The sequence below is a fragment of the Mycobacterium heidelbergense genome, from assembly GCF_010730745.1.
GTDB lineage: Bacteria > Actinomycetota > Actinomycetes > Mycobacteriales > Mycobacteriaceae > Mycobacterium > Mycobacterium heidelbergense.
The window spans coordinates 2,877,849-2,893,221 of record NZ_AP022615.1 but is presented as its reverse complement, the minus strand read 5'-3'; the positions used below and the strand labels follow the sequence as shown (position 1 = coordinate 2,893,221).

18 protein-coding genes are annotated in these 15,373 nt (G+C 66.9%); 9 read left to right on the top strand and 9 right to left on the bottom strand.

All coding sequences use genetic code 11. The annotated features are described in order from the left end of the window. The first annotated feature begins 1 nt into the window (after window position 1). Entirely contained in the window at window positions 2–193 is a 192-nt protein-coding gene (locus tag G6N25_RS13715; RefSeq protein ID WP_083072153.1) for a ferredoxin, read from the top strand. Here the strand turns inward: G6N25_RS13715 and G6N25_RS13710 are convergent. The 8 genes from G6N25_RS13710 to G6N25_RS13675 all read right to left on the bottom strand — a co-directional run bounded on the left by G6N25_RS13710 (window position 183) and on the right by G6N25_RS13675 (window position 7,606). Next, a complete protein-coding gene (locus G6N25_RS13710; protein ID WP_083072154.1) occupies window positions 183–401 on the bottom strand; it encodes a ferredoxin in 219 nt (72 codons plus the stop codon). The genes G6N25_RS13715 and G6N25_RS13710 overlap by 11 nt on opposite strands. After that, on the bottom strand, window positions 398–1,672 hold the full coding sequence (locus G6N25_RS13705; protein WP_083072155.1) for a cytochrome P450: 1,275 nt from the start codon (window positions 1,670–1,672) through the stop codon (window positions 398–400). The genes G6N25_RS13710 and G6N25_RS13705 overlap by 4 nt, the downstream gene beginning before the upstream one ends. 141 nt (window positions 1,673–1,813) lie before the next feature. Continuing rightward, entirely contained in the window at window positions 1,814–2,341 is a 528-nt protein-coding gene (locus tag G6N25_RS13700; RefSeq protein ID WP_083072156.1) for a hypothetical protein, read from the bottom strand. Continuing rightward, entirely contained in the window at window positions 2,338–2,952 is a 615-nt protein-coding gene (locus G6N25_RS13695) for a TetR/AcrR family transcriptional regulator (protein WP_083072157.1), read from the bottom strand. Before G6N25_RS13695 ends, G6N25_RS13700 begins: the two co-directional genes overlap by 4 nt. A 102-nt stretch (window positions 2,953–3,054) precedes the next feature. Then, window positions 3,055–4,203 (bottom strand): thiolase family protein, encoded by a 1,149-nt coding sequence (locus G6N25_RS13690; RefSeq protein ID WP_083072158.1) that lies wholly within the window; start codon window positions 4,201–4,203, stop codon window positions 3,055–3,057. A gap of 2 nt (window positions 4,204–4,205) precedes the next feature. After that, window positions 4,206–5,018: an enoyl-CoA hydratase/isomerase family protein gene (locus G6N25_RS13685; RefSeq protein WP_083072159.1), complete on the bottom strand. Its 813-nt coding sequence runs from the start codon at window positions 5,016–5,018 to the stop codon at window positions 4,206–4,208. A 25-nt stretch (window positions 5,019–5,043) separates the two neighbouring features. Continuing rightward, complete coding sequence (locus G6N25_RS13680; protein ID WP_083072160.1) at window positions 5,044–6,210, bottom strand: acyl-CoA dehydrogenase family protein; 1,167 nt, start codon at window positions 6,208–6,210, stop codon at window positions 5,044–5,046. A 97-nt stretch (window positions 6,211–6,307) separates the two neighbouring features. Further along, window positions 6,308–7,606 carry an amidohydrolase family protein gene (locus G6N25_RS13675; RefSeq protein ID WP_083072161.1) on the bottom strand — a complete coding sequence of 433 codons (1,299 nt, stop codon included), beginning with the start codon at window positions 7,604–7,606 and terminating at the stop codon, window positions 6,308–6,310. 344 nt (window positions 7,607–7,950) lie between these two features. On the opposite strand from G6N25_RS13675, the gene G6N25_RS13670 reads away from it, so the two are divergent. The 8 genes from G6N25_RS13670 to G6N25_RS13635 all read left to right on the top strand — a co-directional run bounded on the left by G6N25_RS13670 (window position 7,951) and on the right by G6N25_RS13635 (window position 14,115). After that, window positions 7,951–8,499, top strand: coding sequence for a carboxymuconolactone decarboxylase family protein (locus G6N25_RS13670; protein WP_083072162.1), 549 nt, complete (start codon window positions 7,951–7,953; stop codon window positions 8,497–8,499). A 5-nt stretch (window positions 8,500–8,504) separates the two neighbouring features. Then, the gene (locus G6N25_RS13665) at window positions 8,505–9,785 is read left to right on the top strand and encodes an aromatic ring-hydroxylating oxygenase subunit alpha (RefSeq protein ID WP_083072163.1); all 1,281 of its coding nucleotides are present in this window, start codon (window positions 8,505–8,507) and stop codon (window positions 9,783–9,785) included. Then, on the top strand, window positions 9,769–10,092 hold the full coding sequence (locus G6N25_RS13660) for a hypothetical protein (protein ID WP_083072164.1): 324 nt from the start codon (window positions 9,769–9,771) through the stop codon (window positions 10,090–10,092). The genes G6N25_RS13665 and G6N25_RS13660 overlap by 17 nt, the downstream gene beginning before the upstream one ends. Window positions 10,093–10,095: 3 nt before the next feature. Next, window positions 10,096–11,310: a metal-dependent hydrolase family protein gene (locus G6N25_RS13655; protein ID WP_083072165.1), complete on the top strand. Its 1,215-nt coding sequence runs from the start codon at window positions 10,096–10,098 to the stop codon at window positions 11,308–11,310. Next, window positions 11,294–11,713, top strand: coding sequence for a nuclear transport factor 2 family protein (locus tag G6N25_RS13650; RefSeq protein ID WP_071509751.1), 420 nt, complete (start codon window positions 11,294–11,296; stop codon window positions 11,711–11,713). The genes G6N25_RS13655 and G6N25_RS13650 overlap by 17 nt, the downstream gene beginning before the upstream one ends. After that, a complete protein-coding gene (locus G6N25_RS13645) occupies window positions 11,710–12,798 on the top strand; it encodes an acyl-CoA dehydrogenase family protein (protein WP_083072166.1) in 1,089 nt (362 codons plus the stop codon). The genes G6N25_RS13650 and G6N25_RS13645 overlap by 4 nt, the downstream gene beginning before the upstream one ends. 24 nt (window positions 12,799–12,822) lie before the next feature. Beyond that, window positions 12,823–13,608 (top strand): acyl-CoA dehydrogenase family protein, encoded by a 786-nt coding sequence (locus G6N25_RS13640; protein WP_083072371.1) that lies wholly within the window; start codon window positions 12,823–12,825, stop codon window positions 13,606–13,608. A gap of 231 nt (window positions 13,609–13,839) precedes the next feature. Continuing rightward, a complete protein-coding gene (locus G6N25_RS13635) occupies window positions 13,840–14,115 on the top strand; it encodes a DUF4190 domain-containing protein (protein ID WP_083072167.1) in 276 nt (91 codons plus the stop codon). Here the strand turns inward: G6N25_RS13635 and G6N25_RS13630 are convergent. Continuing rightward, entirely contained in the window at window positions 14,112–15,287 is a 1,176-nt protein-coding gene (locus G6N25_RS13630; RefSeq protein WP_083072168.1) for an acyl-CoA dehydrogenase family protein, read from the bottom strand. The genes G6N25_RS13635 and G6N25_RS13630 overlap by 4 nt on opposite strands. Between the last annotated feature and the right edge of the window lie 86 nt (window positions 15,288–15,373).

The window sequence follows — 15,373 nt, the reverse complement described above, 5'->3', positions numbered from 1 at the left end:
AATGAGGATCGAAGTCGATTGGGACCTTTGCGAGAGCAACGGGGTATGCATGGGCATCATCCCGGAGGTGTTTCATCTGGGAGACGACGACATGCTGACCGTCCTGCAACCCGAGGTCACCCAGGAGAACGAGGCCCAGGTGCGCGAGGCCGTCCGTCAGTGCCCGCGGCAGGCGATCTCGATCACGGAGTAGCGATCGGCCACCGGCCGTGTTCGGTCTCGCTGATGGCCTGTTCGGGGCAGCATTCGATGGCCTCTTGGGTCGCCTTCTCCAATTCCGTTGGCACATCGGACGCTATCGCCACCGCATAGCCGTCGTCGGTCAGACCGAACACTTCGGGGCACAGCGTGACGCACACGCCGTGACCGCGACAGCGCTGGTCGTCGACCGAGACTTTCATGCCGGGGTGAACTCCAGGTGCAGTTCGGTCAGGCCACGCAGGATGTACGTCGGAACGTAGTGGTAGCGGCGGTCATTGGCCGGGCCGTGAACGCGCTCGTTGATCCTGATGTCCGACGTCCGGTCGAGCATCCGCTCGATCGCCACCCGGGTTTCGGCACGCGCCAGCGGCGCGCCCGGGCAGCTGTGGATGCCCCGCCCGAACGAGAGGTGCTGCCGCGCATTCTTGCGGGCCGGGTCGAAGCTGGCCGGGTCGTCGAACCGGCGCGGATCGCGGTTGGCGGCGGCCTGCAGAACCATCACGGTGCTGCCCGCGGGAAGCTCGACACCGCCGACGTTGACGGGCACCCGATTCAAGCGGAAGTCGCCCTTGACGGGGCTCTCGATGCGCAGCGCCTCTTCGATGAAGTTGGGAATCAGGCTGCGGTCCTTGCGCAACCGCCGCTGGATGTCGGGGCGCTCGCCGATGGTCTGCAACGCGGCGCCCAGCAGCCGCACGGTGGTTTCCTGCCCCGCGGAAAACACGTTGCAGGCCACCCGCGCCACGTCGTCGACGTCGGGAATGGAGCCGTCCGGGAACGTCGCGGTGGCCAGGCCGGTCAGCACGTCGTCGCGCGGTTCGCGGCGGCGGTCCCGGACGTAGTCGGCGAAGGTTCCGTAGAGGAATTCCAGCGGGTTGTGCGCCAACGATTCCCTGCCGGTGCCCCCGACGCCGCCGCCCGAGTGCTCGCGGATGTTCTTGACGAACTGATCGCGATCCTCCTCGGGGACGCCCAGCAGGTCGGCGATGACCAGCAGCGTGAAGGGGCCCGCGAAGCCCTTGATGAATTCGCCCTCGCCGGGCGCGAGGAACGGGTCGAGCGCCCGGTCGGCGAGCACCCACATGGCGTCCTCGTTCTCCTTGAGGCGCTTCGGCGTGATCAGCCGCATCAGCAGGGCGCGGTGATTGGTGTGTGTCGGCGGGTCGAGGGTCGGCAGCTGGTCGCTGAACGGCAGCTCGTCGCGGTGCCGCTCGATCAGCTCGGTCACGTCGTCGCCCTCGAGCGGGACGGGAAAGCCGGGAAACGGGCCGGTCACCGAGATGCACGACGAGAACGTGTCCGCGTCGCTCAACACGCCGACGGCCTCGTCCCAGCCGGTCACCATGGTGACCCCGTGGTGGTTTTCCCGGGTCACGGGGCACCGTTGCCGGAGAGCCTCGTAGTAGGGGTACGGGTTCTCGACGAGCCGACCGTCGCGGAAGAAGTCCATCTCGGTGAAGTCGTTCACCATCTCCTGCTCCTTGAATCTCGGCTAGTGAGAACTCGCCTCTCGCAGATGAGTATTACATTTCCATAGGGGATGGTGGTCGTCAACGAGGGTTCGGTGCCGTCGGGGGGTTCGGAACCGACGAAGGTTGCCGATGCGGCGCCGTCAGCTGGCAGGGACCAGGTCGGCGGCGACCGACGGCCATGCCAGCAGGCCGCTCCGGAAGGTCTCGGTGTGGCCGATCGGGCCGCCCGGCGCCCCGCCGGCATTCACGGCGGCCGCCAGCGCCTGGGCCTTGAACGTCTGCGCGGCCATGCTCAGCCGGTGTTGGACCAGTCCAACGCTGTCATCCAGCTCGGCCGGCCAGGTTTCGCCCCACAGCGTGACCTCCGTGACGCCCCGATCGAGGGCCTGCAACACGCCGCGCCGCACCCGCGGGTCGCATCCGAAGAGATCCGCCGCGGCCGCCAGGGCCTGGGGCCGGGGCCGTGATCCCACCGAGGCCAGGGCGTGCTCGAGGTCGAGCACCTGGGCCCCGAGGATCTGCAGCGGCCGATCGTCGGGGTGGCCGGGCAGGTCGGTCAGCAGCACGGTGACGTCCCATCCCGCCATCGCCCGATCGAAGAGCCATCCACCGGCGAACCGCACCACGTCGGCGACGCCGGCGGCGACGACGTCGAGCCGATACCTCATGTCTTCTTGCGCGTCCTGCGGGGCGCGAAGTCCCGTGCCAGCGCCTCCGCGTACTCCTTGAACGCATCGGTCAGCGGTATCGAAGGGTCGAGCAACCATATCGTTTCCATTCCGTGGACGAAGGCGAGAATTTCTACCGCCTTGACGGCGGGGTCTATGTCGGCGCGGTAGCGGCCGTCGGCCTGACCGTGCCGGATCAGCTCGGCGACGATGTCGATCGCCTCCCGCTGCCTGGACAGCATGCGATCGTGCAGCGGGGCGTCGGGGAGGATGCTTTCGACCAGCAGCACGGTGAACGTGCCCACCATTTCGGGCGCCCGGTTGAAGCGCTCGGCGACCCGGGCGATCTCGACGAGGAGATCGCCGGCCCGGTCGGCATGCGAGTCGTCGTCGAGGTCACGCGCGTCCAGCACCGCGTGCAGCAGCTGCTCCTTGGATTCGAAGTGATGCAGCAGGCCCGCGGGGGTGACCCCGGCTTCGCCGGCAATCTGGGCGAGCGTGGTGTTGCGCCAGCCGTTGCGGGTGAGCAGGCGTTGCGCGACGTCGAGGATCCGCTGCTTGCGGTCCTCCCCCTTGGCGAGAAGCGTGTCGTATCGCCGCGCGATGGCCACCGGGCTCCCTTGTGCCGATTCTGAAAACGAACCTAGTGAACACACAGTAGGTCGGTTTGGCCCGCTGTGACAAGGGTCTCAGTTAGGCCGTGTTCGGCCTCGTTACGAGACGAGCTCGACCAGCGTGGCGTTCGCCGTGCCGCCGCCCTCGCACATGGTCTGCAGGCCGAAACGAATGCCGTTGTCGCGCATGTGGTGTGCCATGCGCGTCATCAGCACGGCGCCGGAAGCGCCCAACGGGTGTCCCAGGGCGATGGCACCGCCCAGCGGATTCAGGCGACGCAGGTCCGCTCCGGTTTCGGACAGCCAGGCCAGCGGGACCGGGGCGAAGGCCTCGTTGACCTCGAAGACGCCCACCTCCGAGAGCGAGACGCCTGCCTTCTTCAGCACCTTCTCGGTTGCCGGAATCGGACCGGTGAGCATCAGGATCGGATCCGCCCCGGTGACCGCGCCGGCGCGGTAGCGCACCAGCGGCGTCAATCCCAGCCCGAGCGCCATCTCCGCCGTGGTCACCAGCAGCGCGGCCGCACCGTCGGAGATCTGCGAGGAATTGCCGGCGTGGATTACGCCGTCGTCGACGAACGCGGGCTTGAGCCCGGCCAGCCTTTCGACGCTGGTCCCCCGCCGCACGCCCTCGTCCGCGACGACGACGTCGCCCTCGCCGGTGAACACCGGGACGATCTGGTCGGTGAAGGCGCCGCCGTCCTGGGCCGCGGCGGCGCGTTCGTGGGACCGAACCGAGTATTCGTCGAGCCGGGCGCGGGAAAGCCCCCACTTCTTGGCGATCATCTCCGCCGACAGGCCCTGGTTGAAGGAGAAATCGTCGTAGCGCGCAAGGACTTTCGGGCCATACGGCATCCCGGTCGCCCGGGCCGCGCCGAGCGGAACGCGGCTCATCACCTCGACGCCGCCGGCCACCACGACGTCTTGCTGGCCCGACATCACCGCGTGCACCGCGAAATCGAGCGCCTGCTGGCTGGAACCGCACGCCCGGTTGACGGTGGTACCAGGGATGGTCTCCGGCCAGCCCGCGGCCAGCACCGCGTAGCGCCCGATGTTGCTGGACTGGTCGCCGACCTGCGATACGCATCCCCAGATCACGTCGTCGACGATTTCCGGGCCGACACCGGCGCGTTCCAGCAGTTCGTTGAGGACGACCGCGGACAGGTCGGCGGCGTGCATGCCGGACAACCCGCCGTTGCGTTTCCCGACCGCCGTGCGTACCGCCTCGACGATGACTGTCTCCCGCATGTTTACTCCGATTGTTGGTCAGATCTCGATAGCGCCCAGCGACCAGTAAACGACGGCTCCCGCCGCTGCGCGAAGGCGGCATAGGCGGCCGCCGCGTCGGCCGTCGCGAAATTGACCGCCTGGGCGCGGGCCTCGCCGGCCAGCGCGTCGCGCAGGGTGCGGTCGGCGCCCTCGTTCAGCAGGGCCTTGGTCTGGGCGAGCGCGATCGGCGGACCGGCCGCCAGCCGGCCGGTGAGGTCGTCGACGAACGCGTCGATCTCGGCGGCGGCCACCACCCAGGTCACCAGGTTGAGCGCGTGGGCCTCGGCGGCGTCGATGGTCTCGGCGAGCAGCGCGAGCCGCTTGGCTTGTTGCAGGCCAACGAGTTTCGGCAACAGCCAGGAACCGCCGAGGTCGATCGACAGGCCCCGCCTGGAAAAGATCTGGGAGAACGTCGATTCCGGCGTCGCGACCACCAGGTCGCACCCCAGCGCCAGATTCCATCCGGCGCCGACGGCGACCCCGGTCACCTTGGCGACGGTCGGAATGGGGAGCTCGTGCAACGCGAGCGCCACGTCGGTCAAGCGCTGCAGCTTGTATTTCGGGTGGACGTCGTCGGGGACCGAGATGTCGGCGCCCGAGCAGAAGCTCCCGCCCGCACCGGTGATCACGAGCGCGCGCACGGCGCGGTCACGACCGGCCTCGTTGAGCGCGTCCCGCAACGCCAGCCACAGCTCCGGGTTGATCGCGTTCTTGCGGCGGGGGCGGTTCAGCGTCAGCGTGCGCACACCGTCGCGGTCCTCCGACAGCAGCGCGGGCCCGTCGGTCACGGTCAGGCGAGGTCGAACAGCGGATCGGTCATCAGTAGCTCCTCGGCAATTTCAAGGCATGGGTCCCCAGGAAGTTCAGGATCATCTCCTGGCTGATCGGCGCGATCTTCATCAGCCGGGCCTCGCGGAAGTAGCGCGCCACGTGATACTCCTCCGCGTAGCCCATGCCGCCATGGGTTTGCAACGCCCGGTCCGCCGCGGTAAAGCCGGCATCGGCGCACAGGTATTTGGCCGTATTCGCTTCGCGCCCACAGGGTTTGCCGTTGTCGTAGAGCCAGGTGGCCTTGCGCAGCATCAGCTCGGCGGCGTCCAGCCGGGCCAACGAGTCGGCGAGCGGGAACTGGATGCCCTGGTTCATGCCGATCGGCCGGCCGAAAACCTCGCGATCGTTGGCATACTTCACCGCCTTGTCCAGCGCCACCCGGCCGATGCCCAGCGCCTCGGCGGCGATCAGCATCCGCTCCGGGTTCAGGCCGTCGAGGATGTAGTGAAATCCCTTGCCTTCCTCGCCGACTCGATCCTCGACCGGCACCTCCAGGTTGTCGATGAACAGCTCGTTGGAGCTGACGGCGTTGCGGCCCATCTTGCGGATCGGGCGGACGTCGACCCGGTTGCGGTCGAGGTCGGTGAGGAACAGCGTCATCCCGTCGGTCTTCTTGGTGACTTCCTCATAGCTTTGGGTGCGGGTCAGCAGCAGGATCTTGTCGGACTCCATGGCTTTGGAGATCCACACCTTGCGGCCGTTGACGACGTAGCGATCGCCGTCGCGCTTGGCGAACGTCGTGATGCGCGACGTGTCCAGCCCCGCACCGGGTTCGGTCACCCCGAAGCAGACGTGCACCTCACCGGTCGCCACCGAGGGCAGCGTGCGGGCCTTGAGTTCGTCGGAGCCGTGCACGACCACCGGTTGCATGCCGAAGATCGACAGGTGGATCGCGCTGGCACCGTTCATGGCGGCGCCGGATTTGGCGACCTCCTCGAGCAGGATGGTGGCTTCGGTGATGCCGAGGCCGTGGCCGCCGTACTCGGTGGGGATCGTCATGCCCAGCCAGCCGCCGTCGGCTATGGCGCGGTAGAACTCCGTCGGAAACTCGTGCGCCTGGTCCTTTTCCATCCAGTACTGATCGTCGAACTTCCGCGCCAGCTCCGCGACCGACCGACGGATCAGCTCCTGATCATCGGTCAGCTCGAAATCCATGCCGCCGCACCTTTCCTCACCGCGAGCAGTCGCAGAATCGCATGATTGCCGCCCGAACAATGCGATTCTGCGACTGCTCGCCGGGCACCGGCGCGCCTCAGTCCTTGTTGCCGGTAAGGGCTTTCGCGTTCGCCGCGAAATCCGCGAAAGACGAGCCACCTCGACTGTCCTTTTCGTGGCCCTGCGCCTTTATGGACACGTCGTGCCCCTCGGCGGCCTTGCGCAGCGCACCCACGGCCGCCTGTTCGCGCGAAATGTGGGTGAACGGATCGAACGAGTACCAACGCATGGCGTTCTCGTAGGTCATCTTGTTGATCTCGTCGTCGGGAACGTTGTTCAACGACAGCACGTCCCACAGCTCCTCGGGCGCCCCCGGCCACATCGAGTCGCTGTGCGGGTAGTCGGCCTCCCAACAAATGTTGTCGATGCCGATCATGTTGCGCAGCGCCACGCCAACCTTGTCGCTGATGAAGCAGGTCAGGAAGTGGTCGCGGAAAACCTCGCTGGGCAGCTTGCCCTTGAAGTCCTGGTGCGTCCACGCGGAGTGCATCTCGAAGGTCCGGTCGGCGCGCTCCAGGAAGTAGGGAATCCAGCCGGTTCCGCCCTCGGAGAGCGCGATCTTCAGGTCCGGGTACTCCTTGATCGGCCGCGACCACAGCAGGTCCGCCGCGGCCTGCACGATGTTCATCGGCTGCAGGGTGATCATCACGTCCATCGGCGCGTCCGGCGCGGTGATCGCGAGCCGGCCCGAGGATCCGATGTGCACGTTCATCACGGTGTTGGTGTCGCACAACGCTTTCCACAGCGGGTTCCAGTACTCGTTGTGAAAGCTGGGGTACCCCATCGCGGCCGGGTTCTCGGTGAACGTCAGCGCATGCACACCCTTCTTCGACACCCGGCGCACCTCGGCGGCGCACTCCTCGGCGTCCCAGATCACCGGGATCGCCATCGGGATGAATCGCGCCGGGTAGGCGCCGCACCACTCGTCGATGTGCCAGTCGTTGTAGGCCTGCACCAGCGCGATCGAGAAATCGTGGTCGTCAGTGGCGAACAGCCGCCCGGCGAAACCCGGGAAGGACGGGAAGCAGATCGAAGCCAGGATGCCACCGGCGTTCATGTCCTTGACGCGCTCGTCGACGTTGTAGCAACCCGGCCGGATCTCGTCGAGCCCGGTTGGCTCGATGCCGTACTCCTCCTTCGGCCGGCCGGCGACCGCGTTGAGCGCCACGTTGGGGATCACCGTGTCGCGGAACTTCCACATGTCCGAGCCGTCGGCGTTGTGCACCAGCCGGGGCGCGTCGTCGAGGTACTTCTTCGGCAGATGGTTCTTGAACATGTCCGGCGGCTCGACGGTGTGGTCGTCGACACTGATCAGGATCATGTCTTCTTTGTTCATGGCCGTTGCCCTTCCCTCGGGTCCATCTCTTCGATTCCGCTCCCACACAGCCTCGGCGAACCGCTGCCTTGCGACAAGATCACTAATGTGAAAACTATCTTCTCGCCAAGCGAGAATCAACATCCAGGACGGCCATGCCGAGCCCCCCGGGCCGGGAGGCGGGCCCGGCGACGAGTCACATTGCCCGCCTATACCGGGCGTCCGACCTGCGCGGGCCGGTGGTAGGCACCGTACCCACCGGCATTGACCAGCCGACCGAATCGTGCAAGTCTATTGCTGAGAAATGAGAATCTGATTCTCTCTCACCGAGAGGTGATCGGGAGGACGCCGAGAGGAGACCGCGGATGCGCCTGCGGCCGCTGCCCGCCGAGGAGTGGGACGAGGCTGTCCAGCGGTCGCTGTCGGGCATGTTGCCCGCGGAACGCCGCAACCCGCGCGACGCCGGCAACGCGCTTTCGACGTTGGCCAACCACCCGGCGCTGGCCAAGGCATTTCTCCGGTTCAACGTCCACCTCCTCTATTCGTCGACGCTGCCGCCGCGCATCCGCGAACTGGCCATCCTGCGGGTCGCGCATCGCCGCGACTGTGCGTACGAATGGACCCATCACGTTGCCCTGGCCAAGGAGGCCGGATTACGCGACGACGAGATCGCCGCGGTTCGCCGGCCCGGGGACGGTAACGCCGGCGACCTCGATGCGTTCGAGCGTGCCGTGCTCGCCGGAGTCGACGAGCTCGACGAGAAATCCCAGCTGTCCGACGAGACCTGGGCCGCCCTCGGCGAGCGACTGGACGACCGGCAGCGGATGGACTTCGTCTTCACGGTCGGCTGCTACACGCTGCTGGCCATGGCTTTCAACACCTTTGGCATAGAACTAGAAGAGGTAGAGAGGTAAGAGCCTTGCCCCACTTCGCGAAACCAGCCGCGGGAAGCTGGACAGAAAACTATCCCGAACTGGGCACCGCGCCGGTCGATTACACCGACTCGATCGACCCAGCCTTCTTCGAAGCCGAGCGCGAGGCCATCTTCAAGCGGACGTGGCTCAACGTCGGCCGGGTCGAGCGGCTGCCGCGCACCGGCAGCTACTTCACCAAGGAGCTGCCGTCGGCCGGCAAGGGCATGTCGGTGATCGTCGTCAAGACCAAAGATGGGTCGGTCAAGGCGTATCACAACGTCTGCCGCCACCGCGGAAACAAGTTGGTGTGGAACGACTATCCGCACGAGGAGACGTCGGGCACCTGCCGGCAATTCACCTGCAAGTACCACGCCTGGCGCTACAGCCTGGACGGCGATCTGACCTTCATCCAGCAGGAAGACGAGTTCTTCGACGTCGACAAGGGTCAGTACGGACTCGTGCCCGTCCGCTGCGAGGTGTGGGAGGGGTTCGTCTTCGTCAACTTAGACCGAGACGCGATGCCGCTCGTCGACTACCTCGGACCGCTGGCCAAGGGCATCGAGGGCTACCCCTTCGGCGAGATGACCGAGTCCTACTCCTACCGGGCGGAGGTCGGCAGCAACTGGAAGCTGTTCATCGACGCGTTCGCCGAGTTCTACCACGCGCCGGTGCTCCACCAAGGCCAGTACACCAAGGAAGAAGCCGCCAAGATCATGAAGTACGGCTTCGAGGCGCTGCACTACGAGCTGGCCAGCCCGCATGGGATGATCTCGACCTGGGGCGGTCAGGCGCCGCCCGCGGACATGAAGATGGTCAAGCCCATGGACCGGGTGCTGCGCAGCGGCTTGTTCGGACCTTGGGACAAGCCCGACGTCATCGCCAATCTCGATCAGCTGCCGCCGGGCGTCAACCCGAAGAAAGTCAAGCAGTGGGGCATCGACTCGTGGCACTTCTACCCGAACTTCATGCTGTTGATCTGGGAGCCAGGCTGGTTCCTCACCTATCACTACTGGCCGACCGCCGTCGACAAGCACATCTTCGAGTGCACGCTGTATTTCGTCCCACCGAGAAACGCGCGGGAGCGGTTGGCCCATGAGCTCGCCGCGGTGACGTTCAAGGAGTACGCGTTGCAGGACGCCAACACGTTGGAAGCGACGCAGACGATGATCGGCACCCGGGTCGTTCGGGACTTTCCGCTGTGCGATCAGGAAATCCTGCTCCGCCACCTGCACAAGGTGACCGGTGACTTTGTAAAGGAGTACGCCAACAATGGCGCTACCGTCTGAATTCGCCGACCTGGAGCCGTATTTGGATTGGGACCTGGCCACCGAACCCGAACGCTATGCGAAGCGGCTGGCCTCGACGATGACCGAGATGCAGGCGTTCTACGACGCGGCATTTCCCCGTCTGAACGACGTGATCGCCTACTGCGACAAGTTCCCACTCGACGATCTGCCCGAGGACGCACGAACGCTCATGCACCTGATGCAGTCGCTGGTCATGGTGTCGTTTCCGATCGAGGCGTGGAAGCAGCCGCGGGTCCCCGACAGCGGCGCGGCCTGGGTGAAGCTGATCAAAGAGCCGGTGATCTAGGAAGTGTTGACGCTCAAGGCCGCCGGGCTGCTCGACGTCGAAGCCGGCGAGATCCGGTCGCCGGGCATCCTGCACATCGAGGGCGACCAGATCGCCGATGTCGGCGGCGGCGTTGAGGGCAAGCTGATCGATCTCGGCGATCAGATCCTGTTGCCCGGGCTGATGGACATGGAGGTCAACCTGCTCATGGGCGGGCGCGGCGAGAAGCCCGGCCTGTCCCAGGTACAGGATGACCCGCCGACGCGGGTGCTGCGCGCGGTCGGCAATGCCCGCCGCACGCTGCGCGCCGGGTTCACCACGGTGCGCAACCTCGGGTTGTTCGTCAAGACGGGCGGCTACCTGCTCGATGTCGCGCTGGGCAGGGCCATCGACGCGGGCTGGATCGACGGGCCGCGGGTGGTGCCGGCCGGCCATGCCATCACACCCACCGGCGGGCATCTGGATCCGACGATGTTCGCCGCGTTCGCGCCGCACGTGCTGGAGCTGACGGTCGAGGAGGGCATCGCCAACGGGATCGACGAGATCCGCAAGGCGGTGCGCTACCAGATCAAACACGGCGCGCAGTTGATCAAGGTCTGCTGCTCGGGCGGGGTGATGTCGCTGACGGGCCCCCCTGGCGCGCAGCACTATTCGGACGAGGAACTGCGCGCGATCGTCGATGAGGCGCACCGGCGTGGCCTGCGCGTGGCGGCGCACACGCACGGCGCCGAGGCGGTCAAGCACGCCGTGGCCGCCGGCATCGATTGCATCGAGCACGGCTTCCTGATCGACGACGGGGCGATCGCGGCGATGGTCGAGCACGGCACGTTTTTGGTATCCACCCGGCGCCTGGCGGAGGGCATGGACGTGTCACACGCCCCGCCCGAGCTGCAGGCCAAGGCCGCCGAGATGTTCCCGCGATCGCGCGCCTCGATACTGGCCGCCCACGAGGCCGGTGTGAAGATCGCGGTCGGCACCGATGCCCCCGCGATACCGCACGGCCGCAACGCCGATGAGCTCGTCACCCTTGTCGAATGGGGATTGCCGCCACTGGCGGTGCTGCGGGCGGCCACGGTGACCGCCGCCGAGCTGATCAACGCGGACGACCGGGGACGGCTCGCGCGGGGCCAGCTCGCGGATATCATCGCGGTACCAGGAAACCCGTTGGACGACATCACCGTTGCCCAGCACGTCGGTTTCGTCATGAAAGGCGGCAAGGTCTATGTCGACCAGAACTGACGATCTCGTCGAGATCCAGCAGCTGCTCGCCCGCTACGCGGTCACCATCACCCAGGAAGACATCGACGGCCTGCTGGCCGTCTTCACACCCGACGGAACCTACAGCGCCTTCGGCGACACCTACGGCCTGGACAGGTTCCCGGAGCTGGTGGCCGCCGCGCCAAAGGGCTTGTTTCTCACCGGAACCGCGGCGGTCGACATCGACGGCGATTCGGCGAGCGGCACCCAACCGTTGTGCTTCATCGAGCACGCCACCCACGACATGCGGATCGGCTACTACCGCGACACCTACGCCCGCACCGCCGACGGCTGGCGGCTGAAGACCCGCGCCATGACGTTCATCCGCCGCAGCGGCGCGCACGACTCGGGCCGCCCGCACGCCGTAGGCCGTCCCGCCCCGTGAATGTCGCCCAGTTCCGGGCCGATCTGCGTGCGTGGCTCGACGACCACGACCTGACGCCCGGACCCGACCACTCGCTGCAGGGCCAGATGCGGCAGCTCGCCCGAGTCCACCGCGCGCTCTACGACGCCGATTGGATGCGGTACGGCTGGCCCGTCGAGGTCGGCGGATTGGGTGGGCCCGCGGCGCTTCGCGCGATCGTCGGCGAGGAGGTGGTGGGCCGCAGGCTGGCCGAGCCGGGCCCCTATTCGATGGTCGAGGTGCTCGCGCCCACCATGATCGATTACGCCCCACCGGAACTCGCCGCGGAAATGGTGCCGCGGCTGCTGAGCGGCCGCGAGCAATGGTGCCAGGGATTTTCCGAACCGGGGTCCGGCAGCGACCTGGCCTCGCTGTCCACCCGCGCGACGCCCCGGGGGGACAACTGGATTGTCAACGGGCAGAAGGTTTGGACCAGCTTCGCGCAGTTCTCCACGCGATGCGTCCTGCTCACCCGCACGGCCGCGGGCCATGACGGCATCACCGCGTTCTTCGTCGACCTGGACACGCCGGGCATCACCATCCGGCCGCTGCGCACGATGCACGGGGTGGACGAATTCTGCGAGGTGCACTACGACGACGTGGTGGTCCCCGCGAGCCGGATGCTCGGCCGGCCCGGGGACGGCTGGCGCCTCGCGATGGACCTGCTGCCCTATGAGCGCTCCACCTGCTTCTGGCAGCGGATCGCCTACCTCTACTCACGGTTCGACGGACTCCTCACGGAAGCCCACGAGGTCGATGAATTCGCGCTTGGCGCTGCGTATCTTGCGCTTCACACGTTGCGATGCCGGTCCCGCGGCACCCAGCACCGGTTGGGCAACGGAGAGCGGCTCGGTCCGGAGACCTCCATCGACAAGGTGCTGCTGTCCACCGCCGAACAACGGCTCTACGACACCGTCCGCGATCTGCTGCCGGGGGCTCTCGAGCTCGAAGACACACCGTGGCGACCGGAGTACCTGTACTCGCGCGCGGCGACCATCTATGGCGGCACCGCGGAGATTCAGCGCAACATCATCGCCCGCCGGCTGCTCGACCTGGGGAAGGAGTGAGCCGTGGATTCCGGGGCATTGCAGATGCTGGCCGACTCGTTGCGCGCCATCATGAGCGCGGCTTCGGGCGCCAAGCTCGACGCGGCGCTGTCCGACCTGGGATGGTATGACATGTTGTACGAAATGCCTAGCACGGCAGTTCCTTTGGTGTTCCGGTTGCTTGGTGAGACCGGAGCGCACGCACCCGTGCTCAACGACGTGGTGCTGTGCGCGGCCGGAGCCACACCGGGGGGCACGCTGCCGCTGCCGTTCGCGGGTGGCGCGTCGGTGGCGTGGGAGCGCGGGGACGGCCCCAGCTCGGCGCTCGACGACGAGCTTCCGATACACCCTGTGCGACAGGGCGATCCGTTGTCATCGGCCGCGCTGAGTGCGGGACGGCGGGCACTGGGTTGGTGGCTGATCGGGACCAGCCGGGCGATGCTGTCGCTGGCACGTCAGCATGCCGTGGATCGCGTTCAATTCGGCCGGCGCATCAGCTCGTTTCAGGCGGTCCGGCACCGGCTGGCCGAGTCGCTCGTCGCGATCGAGGGTGCCGAGGCGACCTTGGACGTCGCCGGCGCGCGGCCAGACGACGACGGCCTGGCCTCCCTGCTGGCCAAGGCGGCGGCCGGCCAGGCGGCCCTGACCACCGCGCGACACTGCCAGCAGGTGCTGGCCGGCATCGGCTTCACCGCCGAGCACCCGCTGCACCGCCACGTCAAACGGTCGCTGATGCTGGACGGTCTGCTGGGTGGCGCACGGGAACTTACCCGTGAGGCCGGAGGCCTGCTGCGCGCCAAGGGATCTGCGCCTCGGCTGGCCGAGCTGTAGCGGTCGGCTTTCGCCCCATCCGTCACTTGGGTCACCAGGAGGCCGGTGGTGGCTCTTTGCCCACCTCTGCGCGACAATCGCTGGGACTGCACGCGACCGCGTGGGGCCGCGCCGAAGAGTCGCTATGAGATGGGCACATCGGTATGGCCCAGGATTCTTATGACACAGGGGAATCTTTAGCAGAAGGGGCCGGACGGACAACCCACGCCGACCTCCACGTAGACTCGTCTGATGGGTCAGCCCGATGCACCCCGAAACGAGTTCGGCGTCGCTTCGTTGATCTTGGGCCTGGTCTCACTCTTCACATGCTGGCTTCTGATCGGGGTGCCATTCGGCATAGCGGCGGTGATAACCGGCGATATCGCCCGCCGGCGGGTGCAGCGCGGCGAAGCAAACAATCCCCGAACCGCGTTGGCCGGCATCGCGTTAGGGGCGGTGTCGATCGTGGCTGGGCTCGTCGGGATCGGCTACTACGCCTGGTTGGACGCCCGAACGAGCGTGGGCTAAGTGCGCGGCATGCCGAGCACTCGTTCGGCGATGATGTTGCGCTGGATCTCGGAGGTGCCGCCGGCGATGGTCGCGGCGAAGCTGCGCGCGTATCGATCGAACCAGCTGCGGTAGTGGCTATCCAGGTTCAACGGGGCGAACGGTGCGGTGACCGCGCGGTAGACGAGCCCGTCGGCGCCCGCGGCGTTCAGCGCGTCCTCGGCGGCGCGTTGCAGGGCTTCGGAACCGAGGAGCTTGAGCACCGATTGGGCGGGAACGTCCTCCTCCCCGCGAGCGGCGCGCGCCAGGGCCGCCGACCCCAGCAGCCGCAGCGCGTAGGAGTCCATCACCAGGGTGGCGTAGCGATCCCGCTCAAGTGATCCGGAAGGCGTGAAATCGACGGTCAGCTCGTGCAATAAGTCGACATATCCCATCCACAGCATGATGCGTTCGTGGCCCAGGGAACCCGTTGCCACCCGCCAGCCGTTGTTGAGCTCACCGACCAGGTTCTCGGCCGGCACGCGCGCGTCGGTGAAGAAGACCTCGTTGAAGTCGAGCTCATCGCCGTCGCACATGGACGCGAACGGGCGGCACACCACGCCGGGGGTGTCGGTCGGGATCATTAACGCGCTGATGCCCTTGTGCTTTGGCCTGTCCGGGTCGGTGCGGACGAACGTCAACAGCACATCGGCGTCGTGGGCACCCGACGTCCATACCTTCTGCCCGTTGACCACGAAGTGGTCGCCGTCAAGCACCGCCCGTGTTTTCAGCGACGCCAGATCCGATCCCGCCCCGGGCTCGCTCATCCCCAGCGAGGCGGTGATCTCGGCCCGCAGTATCGGCACCGCCCATCGCCGCTTCTGCTCCGGCGTGCCAAACGTCAACAACGACGCCGCGATGATGCTCACGCCCTGCGGATTGAAGCTTTGATAGATGCGCCGCCGCCCCAGCTCCTCCAGGTACACGTATTGCTGCAACAGCGTGGCGTTGCGCCCACCGAATTCCGGCGGGTTGCCGGGCAGCAGCCAACCGCTGTCGAACAGCAGCCGTTGCCAGCGGCGGGCCCACGCCGGGACGTGCGAACTGGACCGCGGCCGCTCGACCGCCTCGGCCTCGGGGGGCAGATGCGCGTCCAGGAAAGCCACGAGTTCGGCGCGGAACGCCTCGACGTCGGCGTCAAAGGTCAGCTGCACTGCACTTCCCCCCGGCGAGACGACGCGTTCCGCTCTTGCGATTGCGCTTCCATACACACGTGTAAGAGAATACTATTCTCGTCATG